Below are 16,852 nucleotides of genomic sequence, written 5' to 3'. Positions count from 1 at the left end.
ATTGAAAAGAAAACGAAACATTAACTTATTTAAAAAATTTGCAAGGTTGTTAGTAGCATCGGAGTTCAAGAAGATGTAAACTACTAATAGTGTGCAAAAATAGCCGTTATAAACTTTGCTCACATGCGCACAAACTTTTTCTTCACTAGGAAGGGATTCTAATTTTATGTCGTCTAAGCTTATAAGAGGAACATTTATTTTAACATTGGGTACGATTATATCCAAGGTTCTTGGCTTACTATATGTTATACCCTTTTATCAAATTGTAGGTTCAGAAGGAACAGCATTGTATCAATATTCATACATACCCTACACAATTTTTATAAGTATTGCCACGGCCGGAGTGCCGCTTGCCGTTTCAAAATTCATTTCAAAATATAATGCACTCGAAGAATATGCGGTTGGCCGTAAATTGTTTAAATCTGGACTAGTCATGATGCTATTGACTGGTATTGTTTCTTTTTTAATACTGTATTTGTCAGCACCGCTTATAGCTGACATGATTATCACCAAAAAAGAGGATGTCGGCTCAAGGGCAAAGGATATTATTACGGTTATCCGCGCTGTAAGTTTTGCCTTGATTGTTATTCCGTTCATGAGTTTAATTAGAGGATTCTTTCAAGGACATCAATCGATGGGACCGTCCGCTGTTTCACAAGTAGTGGAGCAGATTGTTCGGATTGCCTTCACGCTTGCAGGAGCCTATATCGTCATAAACTTTTTAAATGGAAGTATTGTAACGGCTGTAAGTGTGGCAACCTTTGCCGCGTTTGTTGGGGCAATTGGGAGTCTGGTGGTATTATTTTGGTATTGGTATAAACGGAAACCACACTTAGACCAGCTGCTCCAACATGATAAAGGGGAAGTACAGGTTTCGTTAAGAGAAATTTATAAGGAAATCCTTGTCTATGCAGCTCCTTTTGTATTTGTTGGGATTGCTAATCCATTATTTCAAGCGATTGACCAAGTTACCTTTTCACGGGCAATGCAGGATATTGGTCATAGTTATAAAGCAGCCGAAGCAGCATTCTCCATCCTAAATTTCGAATCACATAAAATCGTTATTATCCCTGTTTCCCTTGCGACAGGGTTCTCGCTGGCTCTTGTTCCAAGTATCACAAAGGCTTTTGTGGATAATGATCGGAAAGGGCTTAAACAGCAATTAAATCAGACGTTTCAAGTGTTATTGTTCTTAACACTGCCTGCGGCAATCGGGCTTTCTCTATTAGCAGAGCCAATCTACACTGTTTTTTATGAGCACAAGGAGATTGGATATGAAGTACTAAAAGCCTATGCACCAGTTGGAATTCTTTTTTCATTATTTTTAGTAACGAGTTCCATTCTGCAGGGAATTAATGAACAACGATGGACAGTATTAAGTTTGTTAGTAGGATTACTGATTAAATTGTCGCTGAATATTTCCCTAATTACTATGTTTGAAACAAAAGGTGCGGTGTACGCAACGGCGCTTGGATACATCGGAGCCATATTGATTCAATTAGTGGTTATAAAGAATTATGCAAAATACCCATTCTTATTTGTTTGGAGAAGGAGCTTGTTAATCGTTATTTTTGCTGGAATCATGTGGGCAGGGACGGAAATGGTTTATCAGCTGCTCTTGTTATTTCTATCTCCAGCATCTAAGTTTCAGTCATTTTTAATTATTTTCGTTTGCGCAGCGATTGGAGCGGTAATCTATTTTTACTTAGGATTAAAATCCGGACTTGTAAACAGACTATTTGGTGACAGGGTTGACCGTCTAAAGCGGAAATTAAGATTAACGAATTAACTCCTAAAAATGAAGGAGGATCAGGCTTTGAGAATTGATAAAATGCTAGCTAATCTTGGCTATGGCAGCCGAAAAGAAGTGAAGCAGCTTCTAAAAAGCGGTGCAGTCAAAATTGATGATGTAATCGTGAAGGATGCAAAACAGCACGTAGATACAAACAAACAAACTGTTACGTTAAATGGGGAAGTCATTGAATATAGAGAGTTTATCTACTTAATGATGAACAAACCTCAAGGAGTATTGTCAGCTACTGAGGACAGTGCTGGGGAAACAGTAATTGACTTACTGGAACTCGAAGACCAGGTTTATGAGCCATTCCCAGTCGGAAGGTTGGACAAGGATACAGAAGGTTTGTTGCTAATTACAAATGATGGCCAATTAGCCCATCGGTTGTTGTCACCTAAGAAACATGTTCCAAAGACCTATTTTGCGGTGATAGACCAGGAAGTAACACATGAAGACGTAAAGGCATTTGCAGAGGGAGTTACCCTTGATGATGGGTACGGAGCAAAACCAGGAGAGTTAAAAATTTTAAAGTCTGGCATTCGTTCCGACATTGAGCTGACGATAACAGAGGGAAAGTTCCATCAAGTGAAAAGAATGTTCGAAGCTGTTGGAAAAAAGGTCATTTACTTGAAACGGATTTCCATGGGGCCATTGCCATTAGACGAAACGCTCGAGCTTGGAGAATACCGGGAACTAACCGATGAAGAAGTAGAATTATTAAAGTTATACCAAGTAGTATAATAGCAATAGGACAAGGCAAATGCCTTGTCCTATTTTATTCTAAGCTTGTAGGAAGGATGTTAACATCCAATTATGCTTGCTTAGTTTTTCAATAAACTCAGTAAACATATCACTCGTTACCTCGTCATTCACCTGTTCTGCTGCTGCTTTACCGCTATTTAATTCCGAAATAATCTGGGAGTAATCATTTACAATGGTTTGCACCATTTCTTCTGCTGTTAAATTCTCAGAGGTTTCTTCAATAGTGGCATATTGGATGTATTCCTTTAGTGTTGAAATGGGCATCCCACCCACAATTAATAATCGCTCAGCTACTTCATCGATTGCTCCTGCAGCTTCTTCGTACAATTCTTCAAATTTTGCATGTAAGGTAAAGAAGTGTGGTCCTTTTACATACCAGTGGAATCGATGTAGTTTTGTGTATAGTACATTCCAGTTTGCGAGTTGTTGATTCATCACTTGTTCTAGTGTCATTGTTTGCGTCATTGTTCATTCCTCCTAATTTCTTATCTAAATTAATTATAACACATATTATATAAAAGTAAATATTAAATTATAATTATTATAAATAACGAATTTAAATGTCTTTAATAAAAATAAGTAACAATTAATGAAAATGGGTAATCTAAAAATATTTACTACACTGTCCCGCATTCCTGAAAATCCAAAGGGGGAAGCAACTTGAAACTGACACCAAAGGAAACCATCGAATTACATGGTTTTAATAATTTGACCAAATCGTTAAGCTTTAATATGTACGATATTTGTTACACCCGGTCAAGGGAAGAGCGTGAGGCGTATTTAAAATATATTGATGAGCAATACAGCGCCGAAAGATTACAAAAGATATTAACTCATGTATCGGACATTATTGGGGCACATGTGTTAAATGTAGCGAGTCAAGATTTTGAACCTGCAGGTGCAAGTGTTACGCTACTTGTCTCAGAGGGCCCTGTTGAAAATGCCCCTTCAGAACATTTTGAGGAGTCACCAGGACCGCTGCCAGAATCGGTCGTCATGCAGCTAGATAAGAGTCATATTACGGTTCATACATACCCTGAATATCACCCGGATGAAGGAATTAGTACGTTCAGGGCAGACGTTGATGTATCAACCTGCGGAGAAATTTCACCACTAAAAGCTCTGCATTATCTTATTCGTTCGTTTGAAACAGACGTCATGACGATTGATTACCGTGTCCGTGGTTTTACAAGAGATAAGGATGGATATAAATTATTTATCGATCATGAGATTAGCTCAATTCAAAATTATATTCCCGAGGACGTTGGCGAATTATTCGATATGATTGACGTAAATGTGTATCAAGAAAATATCTTTCATACAAAATGTAAGCTTCGGGAATTTGATTTAAACAACTATTTATTTGGCTATAAAAAAGAATCCTTACATCCAGAAGAACTAATTGAAATTACCGAGAGAATAAAGCTGGAAATGGACGAAATTTTTTATGGCAAAAATATTGTGCAATAAATGACTGTATTACTTATCGCTATCATATGTCGAATCATAGCCAAAAAGAAAGTTCGCAGCAGCCTTACGAAAAAGTAAGGCTGCTTTTTTGTGTCGATGGTGTAAAATGGTTTTCAAAGGAAATGATTTTATCTAGTAGGAGAGTATTATGTTTTTAAAAAAAGTTTCTTTATTAAAAGAAAAAATTCCAACCATTAACCACTATCCCTTTTCTATTCCATCAATTGCAAGCCTCAGTGAAATCAGGTTAAATAGTAATGTTACCTTTTTTGTAGGCGAAAATGGATCTGGTAAATCTACTTTATTAGAAGCAATAGCGGACAAATGCGGCTTTAACACAGCGGGCGGCGGTAGAAATAATAATTATGATGTTTATGAATCTGATTCAGAACTGACTGAATACCTTAGACTCTCCTGGATGCCAAAAGTAACGAATGGTTTCTTTTTACGTGCAGAATCTTTTTATCATTTTGCTACCCATATTGATGAAGTGGATGAGAATGGATTTAAGGATTATGGTGGAAAATCGTTGCTGCAACAATCGCATGGAGAATCCTTTTTGTCACTATTTTTAAATCGATTTAGCGGGGAAGCTATTTACCTGTTAGACGAACCAGAGGCTGCATTATCTCCTGCAAGGCAATTAACCCTCTTGAGAATCATCCATGACCTTGAAACACAAGGAGATGCCCAGTTCATCATCGCCACTCATTCTCCAATTCTATTAGGGTATCCAGAAGCAGACATCTATAGCTTCGACCACGGTCAAATTTCAAAAATCAGCTATGAAGATACGGACCATTATACGATTACAAAATATTTTTTGGAAAATAGAAAAAGATTTCTCCATGAGCTTTTTAAAGAGGATGAATAACAAAAAAAGTGATATCCAAAACGGATATCACTTTTTCTTAGCCATAAATGATAGGACTACTAGCATTCCAACTATTAATAGGGAAACGGTTGAGCCAATTAAATTGTTTGGATTTAAAATAAACCCAATAAAGATTAGACTTAACGCTAAGATAGCGATGACTGTTGTAAATGGAAACCATTTAACCTGAAAAGAAGGCTTAACCTTATACTGCGGTCTCAGCTTTAAATGGGCTGAACAAATCCCTATCCAAACCATCATAATCGTGAAACCAGGGATGGTCATAAGGTAACTGATGATATTGCTTGGACTAACGTAAGCGAGGAAAACACCAACTAAAAGACAAATTGTTGTGATCATGAGTCCAATGATGGGTATTCCATTTCTAGAGGTTTTCATCAATCCTTTAGGGGCTACTCCGCTTTTTGCCATTGAAAATAGTGTTCTCGATGTTGCATATATGCCCGAATTCGCAGCCGAAAGTACGGCAGTTAATAGAATGAAATTCATTACATGGGCTGCACCTGGCAGTCCAGTAATGTTAAACACCTGCACGAATGGACTGTCTTGACCAGTAACTTGATTCCAAGGCATAATACCGCAAATAATTAAAATAGGGAAGATATAAAAAATTATTACCCTCCAAACTGCACCTTTAATGATACTTGGCATGACTCGCTCTGCGTCTTTAGTCTCTGTTACGGCAACCCCGATTAACTCAGCCCCGCCATAAGAAAACATAACAACTAAAAAGGCACTAAGCATTCCGCTCACTCCATGGGGGAAAAACCCGCCATGCGCGGTATAGTTTGCTAGAGGTTCCTCAATATTGCTTGGCAAAATACCAAAAATAATGAAAGCACCTAATATGATAAAAGCAACTAATGCGATTATTTTAATTCCTGCAAACCAAAACTCGAGTTCTCCATAATATTTTACAGGGAATAAATTGATGGCAATAATAACCGCTGCACATATCAAACTAAGAAACCAAAGTGGCATAGAAGGATACCAAAATTGCAGAAAACTTCCCGCTGCCAATAATTCAACGATAATAACAATGATCCAGTTTATCCAATAAAGCCAACCAGTTAAAAAAGAAAGCTTAAATCCAAATGCTCTGTAAAGAAGCAATTGTACATTGTGATTAGGAAAAGCGATGGCCATCTCGCCTAAAGCAGCCATTACAATGAACAATAATAGTCCGCCGATTAGATATGTGAAGATAACACTAGGTCCCGCAATACTTAACGTATCTGAACTACCTTTAAAAATTCCTGTGCCAATCATGCCAGCTAATGCAATAAACTGTACATGCCTTGGCAGTAATCCTTTTTTTAGTTCATGCTGATTATTTTCCATGTTGTCCTGCCTTTATTATTAAATTATTACTCACTTGCATAAACGCTTTTAAGCGCTAAAGCGTTATACTAATATATCATATAATAATAGATATTCAACCTTATTTTATAAAAAAAAGCAAACAAACACACGAAATATTCGCGTGCTTGTTTGCTTTTATTGTTTGTTTATCCATATATTACGAAGACATCTTTACTTTCTTTTGTGTTGTCGTCCATTTTCCGCGGCTTGGGCTTATTACCAAGTCATTATAGGCTAAGACATTTAAATCTCGTTGTATGGTGCGAGGAGTGATACCAAATTCCTCTACAAGTTCTTGCGTCGTGACTGTGCCTTTATTACGAATAAACATGTAGATGCATTTGATGCGGTTTAACATCCGGTTAGTCGAAGGTTTCAAAAAACCACTCCCTATCCTTTTTTCAAACCTATGGCAATATCCTGCTACCGACAGCCTCTTTGATTAGTATGTAATTTTCTTTCCGCAGACAACTCCTTTTATTAATAGATAGTTGCAGTGGATACCCTGATGACTTACATATATTGTACCCGTAATTTCTGAAAATTTCCACCATTAGAGAATATTTTACATAAAAATCATCTTATCTTAACAATTATCGTTCGGTTTTTCTCCCCCTTTGCATGATTCTTACTATAGTCTATGGTTATAAATGTTAAGATTATGACAAATTAATTGAATTTTTAGTAAATTTATCGTATAGCCCATTACGGATATTATTTCGTTTTTTTAGTGATTATTGATAAAATATCTGCATGGATATAAATAACAAATCCAGGTATTAGGGGGATAAAAGAATTGTCGAAGATTAATTGGATGGCTGAAGTAGAAAAAAGAAAAGATGACTTGTTAAAAGACACCCAGAATTTATTACATATAAAGAGTCTATTAGATGAAGAAAATACTTTTCCAGATGCTCCTCTTGGAAAAGGTGTAAAAGAAGCATTAGATTTTATGCTCTCTCTTGGTGAAAAGGATGGGTTTATTCCGAAGAATGTTGGAAACTTAGCGGGCCATCTAGAATTTGGAGAAGGGGAGGAATTACTAGGTATCTTATGTCATGTTGATGTAGTCCCAGAAGGTGATGGCTGGACGAGTGACCCTTTTGCTGCTGAAATTCGTGAAGGTAAAATATTTGCTCGTGGTGCCGTTGATGATAAGGGGCCAACAATGGCTGCCTATTACGCAATGAAAATAGTCAAGGAACTCGGACTGCCTGTAAATAAGCGTATCAGAATGATTGTCGGAACCGATGAAGAAAGCGACTGGAGATGTGTAGATCACTATTTTGAGAATGAAGAAATGCCTACTCTAGGTTTTGCACCTGATGCTGACTTTCCAATTATAAATGCTGAAAAAGGGATTGCCGATATTGATATCGTTCAGAAACTGCCTGTTGAGGAAGAGGGAAAAGGTAATATTGAAGTTCTAAGCTTTACCTCCGGAAAACGGTATAACATGGTTCCTGACCATGCCACGGTGACACTAAACATCATTGGAAATCAAATGGATGTTGTACAGAGATTCACAGATTTCATGAAGAAACATGAATTGGAACACCAATCACATGTAGAAAACGGAGAGTTAATTCTAGAGGTTAAGGGGGTATCTGCACATGGAATGGAGCCTAAGAAGGGAATTAATGCGGGGTTATTTTTAGGAGAGTTTCTTTCAAAACTAGATTTAAATCCATCAGCTTCAGATTATTTCAAATTCGTTTCCCGCTATTTCTTTAATGATTCCAGAGGGGTGAGCCTTGGTGTCGCATACTCTGATGAAGTTTCAGGTGAATTAACAATCAATCCTGGGAAACTTTCATATTCTCGTCAATCAGGTGGCAGTGTAGGGTTGACCTGCAGATACTCAGTTACAAATAAATTCGATGAAACGAAGAAAAAGCTGGATGAACTTTTAGAGGTAAACGGCTTTGCGATTAATAAGTTCAAAGATACAAAGCCGCATTATGTAGATGAAAATGAATTCTTAATTCAAACCTTGAAAAAGGTATATGAAGAACAGACGGGAGAAAAGTCATATTTAATAGCGATTGGCGGCGGTACGTACGCACGTTCATTAAAATCAGGCGTGGCATTCGGCCCCTTATTTCCAGGAAGACCAGACATTGCCCACCAAAAAGATGAATATATTGAAATCGATGATCTATTAAAAGCCACCGCTATATATGCACAAGCAATATATGAATTGGCTCAGTAACAGTAAACTAAGATGATTGGAGCGGAAGGTACGAGACTCCTCGAAAATGCTATCACATTTTCTTCGTGCGTGGGCGGATTCGAGGATGTAATTCAATGTCCTGCGGGAGGGCGGGGCTGGGGAGACCCCACAGGCGCTTAAGCGCCGAGGAGGCGGTTAGTACCCGCGGAAAGCGAAGCACCTGGAGCCAAATCAACAGACGACTTTAATTAAGCCGAATGAAAAAGGGGAATGAACAGATGGAATTTGCTTTACTTAATGGGGAAATAATTGATCGTTCAGAAGCCAAGGTTGATGTAGAAGACCGTGGATATCAGTTTGGTGATGGTGTGTACGAAGTAATTCGTATCTATAACGGAAAAATGTTTACAATAGATGAACATTTAGAGAGATTTGTGAAAAGTGCTGAGAGCATAGGAATTACTATCCCATTTACGAGTCTCCAATTATCAGAAATGTTAGAGGAACTCCTTATTAAAAACAATCTTGAAACAGGAAATATCTATATGCAAGTAACGAGGGGGATTGCTCCTCGAAATCATGTATTTCCAACTGGAAATGTAGTACCAACACTTGTTGCTTATACCATAAAGGGAGTAAGACCGCTGGAAAGTCTGAAATCTGGCGTAAAGGCAATTTTGACAGAGGATATTCGCTGGCTTCGCTGTGATATAAAGAGCTTAAATTTACTTGGGAATCTATTAGCAAAACAAAAAGCCAGTGAGCAGGGCTGTTTCGAAGCCATTCAGCATCGCGGGGATGATGTCACAGAAGGCAGCTCATCAAATATCTTTATCGTGAAAAATGGGATGGTGATAACCCATGAATCAAACAACTTAATATTAAAAGGAATAACAAAAGATGTTATTTTGGAACTCTGTATAAAGAATAATATCCAAGTGCAGGAACGGACATTTTCTTTGGCTGAACTGGAAGAAGCAGAAGAAGTATTCTTATCTAGTACAACATCTGAAGTTATGCCGGTAATTGAAATTGAAGGAAAGAAGATTAGAGCAGGTGTCCCGGGACCAATCACTCAAAAGTTACAAGGATTATTTGAAAAAGAAATTGAAAAACAATGTGGTCTACTTGTGAATAAAGTCTATTAGAATGAGAGCGTGCACTGTTGGGTGCACGTTTTTCTTTTGTATGAAGCGATAAAATACATACATCTTGTAAAAAATAGTCTAAAATAAGAAAAGGAATGATAAGTATTATGCAGCAAACACATTTTTTCTTTGCCGTAAAAATTCCAGAAGAAATAAAATTACTCATAAAAGAAAAATGCGATAAGTTAAAACAAATCCTCCCTTTCAGCACCTGGGTTCATCATGAAGATTTGCATATTACATTAGCTTTTCTAGGCAATGCACCTTCTGAAAAACTGTCCAATGCAATCGATAATGTTAACTTAGCATTAATAGGGAGTAACGGATTTCATTTAGAAATGAACAAGCTGGGAATCTTCGGAAAAGAAGATGCACCTCGTATTTTTTGGCTGGACACAAAAGAAAGTACTGCGCTTGAGGCCGTGAGGAATAAAGTGTTTACGGCCTGTACAGAAGCAGGTTTTCAACTTGAAACTAGACAATTTAAACCTCATATTACCCTTGCCCGAAAGTGGAAGGGAGATCAACGCTTTCATAAAGAACTCTTAGAAGTGTGGATGGATCTTCAGTCAGAACCACTCCTGTTTAATATAAACGAGGTAGTTTTATACCAAACACATCTTGATAAAACACCAAAATACGAGCCAAAATCAATATACCTATTAGAATAGAAATAAATTAACAAGGTAAAGGTTGGTTCTATGAAACAAATCTATTTTATTATCAATCCAAAGGCTAGAAATGGCTACAGTTTAAAGGTCTGGGGAAAAGTTGAAACAAAACTAATGGATGATAAGATTCCTTACTTGGCTTTCTTTACAGAACACCTTGGTCATGCAATCCAGCTGGCTGCACAAATTGCTGAGGGGAATAATGAGCAAAAAGTCATTATTGCAGTCGGCGGTGACGGAACAATAAGCGAAGTTATGAATGGGATTGCAAAATATAACAATATCACTTTGGGATTCGTGCCTGGAGGTTCGGGAAATGATTTTGCAAGAGGGTTTCAAATTCCGTCAAATCCAGAAGAAGCATTAAAAGTGATTCTTAGATTAATGAATGAGGAGGTACCTTCCATAGATATTGGAAAGGTTACCATGAAGGATCATTCTGAGCATTATTTTATTAATAATATGGGGGCAGGGTTTGACGCTTTTATTTCTTATGAAGTGAACCATTCAAAAACAAAAGCCTGGCTCAATAAACTATCTTTAGGCCGGTTGGTTTATGTGTATTTTTTACTAAAAAAACTCTTTTCTTATAAATGTACAACAATTGATTTATCAATTGACGGCAATAGGCATATACTTGAACAAACATGGTTTGTAACTGTTTCCAATCAACCCTATTACGGGGGAGGCATGATGATTGCTCCTGATGCCGTCCCAGATGATGGTCTCTTAGATATTACAGTAGTTCATCAATTATCAAAATTAAAGCTATTATTGGTTTTTATTAGCGTATTCTGGGGTAAGCATATACATTTTAAAGAGGTAAAAACATTCAAGGGGCGAATGGTTACCATTCATTCTGAATCCTCTTTATATGTCCATGCTGACGGTGAAGATATTGGGTTTACTCCCCTAAATATTCATGTCCAAACAAAAACACTAAAAGTATTAACGAGGGTGTGAATTATGCGAGAAACTGTTCTGAAAGAGGGGGACTCGAATGAACTCCAATAACCGTGATTTCCAAGCCTATTTAGATGAGATGGATATCATTACGATACTTCTTCCACTTACCTATCACCATGGATTGTCTTCCACATTCTCAATTTTAGATGAATCACAAAAAGTTACAACCTTGCAAATTATTAAAAAGCAACAAATAGAAAATAACAATAAATATATTTGTCGGCTTGAAGAGGAAATTTCTTTTGGTCATCCTTATTGGATTATCGATGAGCATGGCGGAAAAACCGAATTACAAATAGGAGCTGTCATTCGAACTGATTCATTTGATGAAAAATTTTTCTATGATGGAAATGACCTTGGTGTTAGTATTGATGAAAATCAAACACAATTTAAATTGTGGGCTCCTACAGCTGCTCAGGTAAAATTAAAATTAAGACAGCCGAACAGCACTTTCTCCGAAATCATCAAGATGAGACGTGAAGCAAAAGGTGTATGGTCAGTGGCTGTTCATTCAGATTTAGAACTTTATCAATATACTTTCCTAGTCCTTGTAAACCAGGAATGGCGTGAATCTGTTGATCCATATGCTGTTGCTGTTACCGCAAATGGGGAGCTTGGGGTAGTAGTGAAATTAGAGAAGACCCGCAGGAAGAAAACTTTCTTGCCTCCTATTGAAAATCCGGTGGATGCGATTATTTATGAAACACACATCAGGGATTTCACCATCCACCCTGACAGCGGCGTCAAACATAAAGGACTCTATTTAGGCGCTGGTGAGCTAAATACAAAAGGGAAAGACGGTGAACCTACTGGACTCTCCTATGTAAAGGATTTAGGAATCACTCATATTGAATTCCTGCCTTTTAATGATTTTGCAGGAGTTGATGAAACTGAGCCTAATAAGGAGTATAACTGGGGATATAACCCCCTCCATTTTAATGTCCCAGAGGGCTCTTATTCGTCTAATCCTTCCGACCCTTATGCACGAATTATTGAACTTAAACAATTAATTGATGCTATCCATAATCAAGGTATAAGAGTCATTATGGATGTGGTTTACAACCATGTATATATCAGGGAAACCTCATCCTTTGAAAAAGTAGTGCCAGGTTATTACTTTCGACACAATGAACTCGGTTTTCCATCGAATGGAACAGGAGTTGGAAATGATATTGCCTCAGAGAGGAAAATGGTGAGGAAATTCATCCTTGATTCCATTCGCTTTTGGATGGAGGAATATCATATTGATGCTTTTCGCTTTGATTTAATGGGGATTTTGGATATTGATACAATGAAGGAAGTCAGAAAGACTTGTGACAGCATTCAAGAGGAGACCCTGATTATTGGAGAAGGGTGGAACTTGAATACGCCGCTCCCAATGGATAAAAAGGCAATCATTCGGAATCAATCAAAGCTTCCTGACATAGCCCAATTTAATGATAAGTTTCGCGATAAGATAAAGGGGAATACTTTTTATTTGTATGATAAAGGGTATGTCCTTGGAAACGAGCATTACTACGAGGAGGCAAAAGAGGTAATAATTGGGAGCGTAGGAATTGATAAAGAAGGAAGTGGTCTTCTATCAAATCCTTCACAATCTGTAAACTATGTTGAATGTCATGATAATCATACAATGTGGGATAAACTACTTTCCTGTCTGCCCGATATGGATGAATTACTGCATATAAAATATCATAGGCTTGCAACAGGACTTATAATACTATCTCAGGGTATTCCTTTTCTTCACAGTGGTCAGGAGTTCTTTCGTACCAAGCGAGGAGATGGAAACAGTTACAAATCTCCGGATCATATCAACCAGCTCGATTGGAATCGTAAACAGCTTTACTCAGACAATGTAAAATATATTAAAGGATTAATACAATTAAGAAAACAGTTTCCATGCTTCCGACTAAAAACGGGCGAGGATGTACGGGATTGTATCCAGGTTTTACCTCTGCCAATTCCACTCATTGGCTATAGCATTCAAAATCAAAATCATGATTTCACTGAAGTACTTTTACTAATTAATCCTTTGAGAAGTAAACAGTCCATCCAGATTCCTGATGGCAACTGGAGTGTTCTCGTTGATGATAAAAAAGTGGAAATTCCATCCAAACGAGTAGTTTTGGGTAAAGAAATGGTGCTGGAACCGGTTTGTTTAACCATTTTAGCAAAAAAATAGTTTATTCAGTTGTACTTGACGACCAAAGCTAATTGGAGATAAAATTTAGTAAGATGGCTATTGTGTGTTATTGTCCAATAGCTTTTTTTATTTTATTAAAATAGATTTTAGAATTTTTCTGATATAACTACTAAATGGGAGTTACTAAATCCATTTGAGAACGGCATACATTGAAGGTGAACAATTTTGGAACATATATTAGGACAAGAATGGGAGATTGTCCCTGCGGGGGGCGCAACGGGAGAGGCCTTTTATGCGAGCTATAATGACCAAAGGCTTTTTCTAAAACGCAATTCCTCTCCATTTCTAGCAGTATTATCTGCAGAAGGAATCGTCCCAAAGCTTGTTTGGACAAAACGATTGGAAAACGGAGATGTGATTACAGCACAGCAATGGCTTCCTGGGCGTGAATTGAAGCCCCGTGACATGAATCATGAAAATGTTGCGAGGATGCTTAGGAAGATTCACCGCTCTGAACCGATGGTAGGGATGTTAAGCAGGCTTGAAAAGCAGCCCCTGCAGCCAGAAGCGATTTTTCAATCAGTTGTCGTGGATCTGGACGAAGAAGTGTTATCGTTACCTGTTGTAATAGATACTCTGAGTTTTCTATTACAACAGGTTGAAAATGTCTTCTGTGAAGAAAAAGTTGTTTGTCATGGAGATGTCAACCACAACAACTGGCTGCTAACAGAAGACAACCAGTTGTATTTAATTGACTGGGATGGTGCAATGATAGCAGACCCTGCGATTGACCTCGGAATGCTGCTTTATTGTTATATTCCTGAAGATAATTGGACTAGCTGGTTAGCCATGTACGGGAAACCTTTAACAGAAAACTTAAAACTCAGAATGAAATGGTATGTTGCACTTCAAACACTCTATTCCATTCAATTTTACAAAAACAAGGACCGGCTAGAGGAAATGGATAAATGGATCAATTTCTTAAATGATCTATTGTAATCAGGAGTACGTATCAATATTTGAGACCCATTGTGATAAGTTATCCTGATTAGAAAGAATATGCTCGTCTAGGTCTGCACTCCCGGCACCATGCTGACTGTAATTATATACCTCCTGTAAAATGCTTTTAACATTTTGATCAATCTGTGTGTTAACCATCAGAGATTTCACTAATCGTTCCAATTGTTCACATTCGGAAACAGACCCACAGCAATCGGTTTGATGATTATTTAATATATCTTTTAGTAATGAAACTTGGTCCTGATGACTTAATGGCATGTTTTGGTACACCCTTTCAAGTGAAAATAAAAAAGAATTCACAGTTAGGTTGTGAATTCTTTTTTTGTTTATACATTAATGGGAAACCCCATTATTACCAATAATAAAAACAATATAAGATTTAGGAGTGGCAAAATGAGACTTAGAAATAAACCTTGGGCAAAAGAAAGGATAGAGGCACACCCTCAATATATTGTCGCTAACCCAGAGAATTTCAAGGGGAAGTGGAATGAAGTATTTAATAATGAACAGCCTCTTCATATAGAGGTAGGGACTGGAAAAGGCCGGTTTATTACTGAAATGGCTAAGGCCCATCCTGATATCAACTATATGGGAATAGAAATTTATGATTCCGTTATCGTTGCTGCTTTAGATCGATTAATTGAAGAAGATTTACCAAACTTAAGACTTCTCAATGTCAATGCAAGTGATTTAAATAAATACTTTGAAAAAAATGATGTCAATAGAGTCTACTTGAATTTTTCCGATCCATGGCCAAAGACTCGCCATGAAAAAAGAAGGTTAACCTACAAGGATTACTTGAAGCTTTATGAAAACATTTTGGTTGATAAAGGGGAAATCCATTTTAAAACTGATAATCAAGGCTTGTTTGAATACTCATTAAAGAGTTTTTCTGAATATGGTTTATTATTAACCTTCCTAAGCCTTGATCTTCATAAAAGTGAATTTGAAGGAAATATCATGACAGAATATGAGGAAAAATTCTCTGAAATGGGAAACCGAATCTACCGTTGTGAAGTAAAATATCAGAACTAATATCTAAGGACAGTCTAATCAAAAGACTGTCCTTTTTGTATATGGTAAAATATATGTAATAGGTCAAAGGGGGAAAGAAATGGAGACTTTAAAAATTGGCAGAGTGGTGCTTACGTGGCTTTCAGGTGGTGTAACAAACTTAGATGGCGGCGCAATGTTTGGTGTCGTCCCCAAAGCGTTATGGTCGAAAAGGTATCAACCTAATGAAAATAATCTAATTGAACTTCCTACAGACCCAATCTTAATCCAAATGGATGGAAAAAATATCTTACTGGAGGCAGGACTTGGAAAGGGAAAACTATCAGAAAAACAGCTTAGAAATTTTGGAGTTACAGCAGAATCAGATGTAGACGGCTCTTTGAATAAATTAGGGTTAGATCCAAAGGATATTGATTATGTTTTAATGACTCATATGCACAATGATCATGTTGGCGGACTGACGAGGCTGGAGGATGGACTTTATAAGTCCACATTCCCAAATGCTACAATTATCACTTCAAGTATTGAATGGGATGAAATGAGAAATCCGAATATCCGCTCAAAAAGTACATATTGGAAGGAAAATTGGGAGGCAATTCAATCGCAGGTTATGACCTTTGATGAAAAATGGAGTTTGGGAGCCATTAGTATGTATCATACTGGAGGTCATAGTAATGGACATTCTATCTTGCTTATCGAGGATGAGGGTGAAATGGCTATCCATATGGCAGACATAATGCCTACACATGCGCATAAAAATCCACTATGGGTCATGGCATATGATGATTATCCAATGGACTCGATTGCAGCCAAAGAGAAATGGAGTGCCTATGTGTTGGATAAGGATGTATGGTTTACTTTTTATCATGATGCATATTATCGTGCAGTCAAATGGGGAACAGATGGGCAAATTCAGGACAGTATAAAGAGGGGAAAATAAGGTCAGTATATAAAAAAAAGCCGTACCTTTATGGATACGGCTTCTGCCTTTATAGGGCTAAGTCTGTCGAGGCTTTAACGTCTAAAAGGGTTCCGGTCGATGCGTCCGCAATAAATTCGAACTGTTCATTTACCCCATTCTGACTTTTTGAGATTCCGCCCTTATAAACCTGATACTTGATTTGATGCTTCTCAAAAGGCTCTGTTACCATATGTATCCAAGAGCCGCTAATCGGTCCATTTTGGTTAAATTGCTTTTTCACATTCTCCAAAACTTTTTCAGGTGAAACATATGCTTTTTGTGAAATGATTTCCTTAACGGCATAGCCGCTGATGACTCCAACAGCAGCACCGAGGATAAATGATTTCCAGTTCATAAGGCACCTCCAAAATTTCAAATTTGCTCTTGTTTCCAGTATATCTCATTTAGCAGACAGAACATAATAAATCCTTCTGACAAATTTATTGTTGGTATGGGAGCTAGAATTTCAGTA

General features: G+C 37.4%; 17 protein-coding genes. 12 read left to right on the top strand and 5 right to left on the bottom strand.

Translation table 11 applies throughout. The features are described from left to right. The first annotated feature begins 166 nt into the window (after positions 1-166). A complete protein-coding gene (locus QNH48_RS24275) occupies positions 167-1,789 on the top strand; it encodes a putative polysaccharide biosynthesis protein (protein WP_283952338.1) in 1,623 nt (540 codons plus the stop codon). Positions 1,790-1,816: 27 nt separating this feature from the next. Continuing rightward, positions 1,817-2,536 (top strand): pseudouridine synthase, encoded by a 720-nt coding sequence (locus tag QNH48_RS24270; protein WP_283952337.1) that lies wholly within the window; start codon positions 1,817-1,819, stop codon positions 2,534-2,536. Positions 2,537-2,575: 39 nt separating this feature from the next. Here the strand turns inward: QNH48_RS24270 and QNH48_RS24265 are convergent, their stop codons facing one another. Next, entirely contained in the window at positions 2,576-3,010 is a 435-nt protein-coding gene (locus QNH48_RS24265) for a Dps family protein (RefSeq protein WP_283955876.1), read from the bottom strand. A gap of 207 nt (positions 3,011-3,217) precedes the next feature. On the opposite strand from QNH48_RS24265, the gene speD reads away from it, so the two are divergent. Continuing rightward, the gene (speD, locus tag QNH48_RS24260; RefSeq protein WP_283952336.1) at positions 3,218-4,027 is read left to right on the top strand and encodes an adenosylmethionine decarboxylase; all 810 of its coding nucleotides are present in this window, start codon (positions 3,218-3,220) and stop codon (positions 4,025-4,027) included. 148 nt (positions 4,028-4,175) lie between these two features. After that, positions 4,176-4,901, top strand: coding sequence for an AAA family ATPase (locus tag QNH48_RS24255; RefSeq protein ID WP_283952335.1), 726 nt, complete (start codon positions 4,176-4,178; stop codon positions 4,899-4,901). A gap of 27 nt (positions 4,902-4,928) precedes the next feature. Here QNH48_RS24255 and QNH48_RS24250 read toward each other — a convergent pair whose 3' ends face one another. Continuing rightward, positions 4,929-6,263, bottom strand: coding sequence for an amino acid permease (locus tag QNH48_RS24250; protein WP_283952334.1), 1,335 nt, complete (start codon positions 6,261-6,263; stop codon positions 4,929-4,931). A 178-nt stretch (positions 6,264-6,441) separates the two neighbouring features. Beyond that, positions 6,442-6,663: a DeoR family transcriptional regulator gene (locus QNH48_RS24245; RefSeq protein ID WP_063252171.1), complete on the bottom strand. Its 222-nt coding sequence runs from the start codon at positions 6,661-6,663 to the stop codon at positions 6,442-6,444. Between the two features lie 417 nt (positions 6,664-7,080). Here QNH48_RS24245 and pepV point away from each other — a divergent pair, with 417 nt between their 5' ends. From pepV to QNH48_RS24215, 6 genes are all read left to right on the top strand, one after another. Continuing rightward, positions 7,081-8,496, top strand: a complete 1,416-nt coding sequence (gene pepV / locus QNH48_RS24240; protein ID WP_283952333.1) for a dipeptidase PepV — start codon at positions 7,081-7,083, stop codon at positions 8,494-8,496. Positions 8,497-8,735: 239 nt separating this feature from the next. Then, positions 8,736-9,605 (top strand): D-amino-acid transaminase, encoded by an 870-nt coding sequence (dat, locus tag QNH48_RS24235; RefSeq protein ID WP_283952332.1) that lies wholly within the window; start codon positions 8,736-8,738, stop codon positions 9,603-9,605. Between the two features lie 107 nt (positions 9,606-9,712). After that, positions 9,713-10,276 (top strand): RNA 2',3'-cyclic phosphodiesterase, encoded by a 564-nt coding sequence (gene thpR, locus QNH48_RS24230; protein WP_283952331.1) that lies wholly within the window; start codon positions 9,713-9,715, stop codon positions 10,274-10,276. Positions 10,277-10,306: 30 nt separating this feature from the next. Then, positions 10,307-11,239, top strand: a complete 933-nt coding sequence (locus QNH48_RS24225) for a diacylglycerol/lipid kinase family protein (RefSeq protein ID WP_283952330.1) — start codon at positions 10,307-10,309, stop codon at positions 11,237-11,239. A gap of 37 nt (positions 11,240-11,276) precedes the next feature. Beyond that, on the top strand, positions 11,277-13,424 hold the full coding sequence (gene pulA / locus QNH48_RS24220; protein WP_283952329.1) for a type I pullulanase: 2,148 nt from the start codon (positions 11,277-11,279) through the stop codon (positions 13,422-13,424). A 186-nt stretch (positions 13,425-13,610) separates the two neighbouring features. Then, a complete protein-coding gene (locus QNH48_RS24215; RefSeq protein WP_095250843.1) occupies positions 13,611-14,384 on the top strand; it encodes a phosphotransferase family protein in 774 nt (257 codons plus the stop codon). On the opposite strand, the gene QNH48_RS24210 is transcribed toward QNH48_RS24215, so the two are convergent. Further along, entirely contained in the window at positions 14,385-14,663 is a 279-nt protein-coding gene (locus QNH48_RS24210) for a YtzH-like family protein (protein ID WP_133367588.1), read from the bottom strand. It lies immediately after the preceding gene. 135 nt (positions 14,664-14,798) lie between these two features. On the opposite strand from QNH48_RS24210, the gene trmB reads away from it, so the two are divergent. Together trmB and QNH48_RS24200 are read left to right on the top strand one after the other, a co-directional pair. Continuing rightward, positions 14,799-15,440, top strand: coding sequence for a tRNA (guanosine(46)-N7)-methyltransferase TrmB (gene trmB / locus QNH48_RS24205; RefSeq protein ID WP_095250845.1), 642 nt, complete (start codon positions 14,799-14,801; stop codon positions 15,438-15,440). 79 nt (positions 15,441-15,519) lie between these two features. Then, positions 15,520-16,359 (top strand): YtnP family quorum-quenching lactonase, encoded by an 840-nt coding sequence (locus tag QNH48_RS24200; RefSeq protein ID WP_283952328.1) that lies wholly within the window; start codon positions 15,520-15,522, stop codon positions 16,357-16,359. Between the two features lie 49 nt (positions 16,360-16,408). Here QNH48_RS24200 and QNH48_RS24195 read toward each other — a convergent pair whose 3' ends face one another. Continuing rightward, positions 16,409-16,735 (bottom strand): PepSY domain-containing protein, encoded by a 327-nt coding sequence (locus tag QNH48_RS24195; RefSeq protein WP_283952327.1) that lies wholly within the window; start codon positions 16,733-16,735, stop codon positions 16,409-16,411. Positions 16,736-16,852 lie beyond the last annotated feature (117 nt).

Origin of the sequence: Neobacillus sp. YX16 (assembly GCF_030123505.1) — a bacterium.
Classification (GTDB): domain Bacteria; phylum Bacillota; class Bacilli; order Bacillales; family Cytobacillaceae; genus Neobacillus.
The sequence above is the reverse complement of the archived record's forward strand: the minus strand, read 5'-3'. Positions and strand labels throughout refer to the sequence as shown.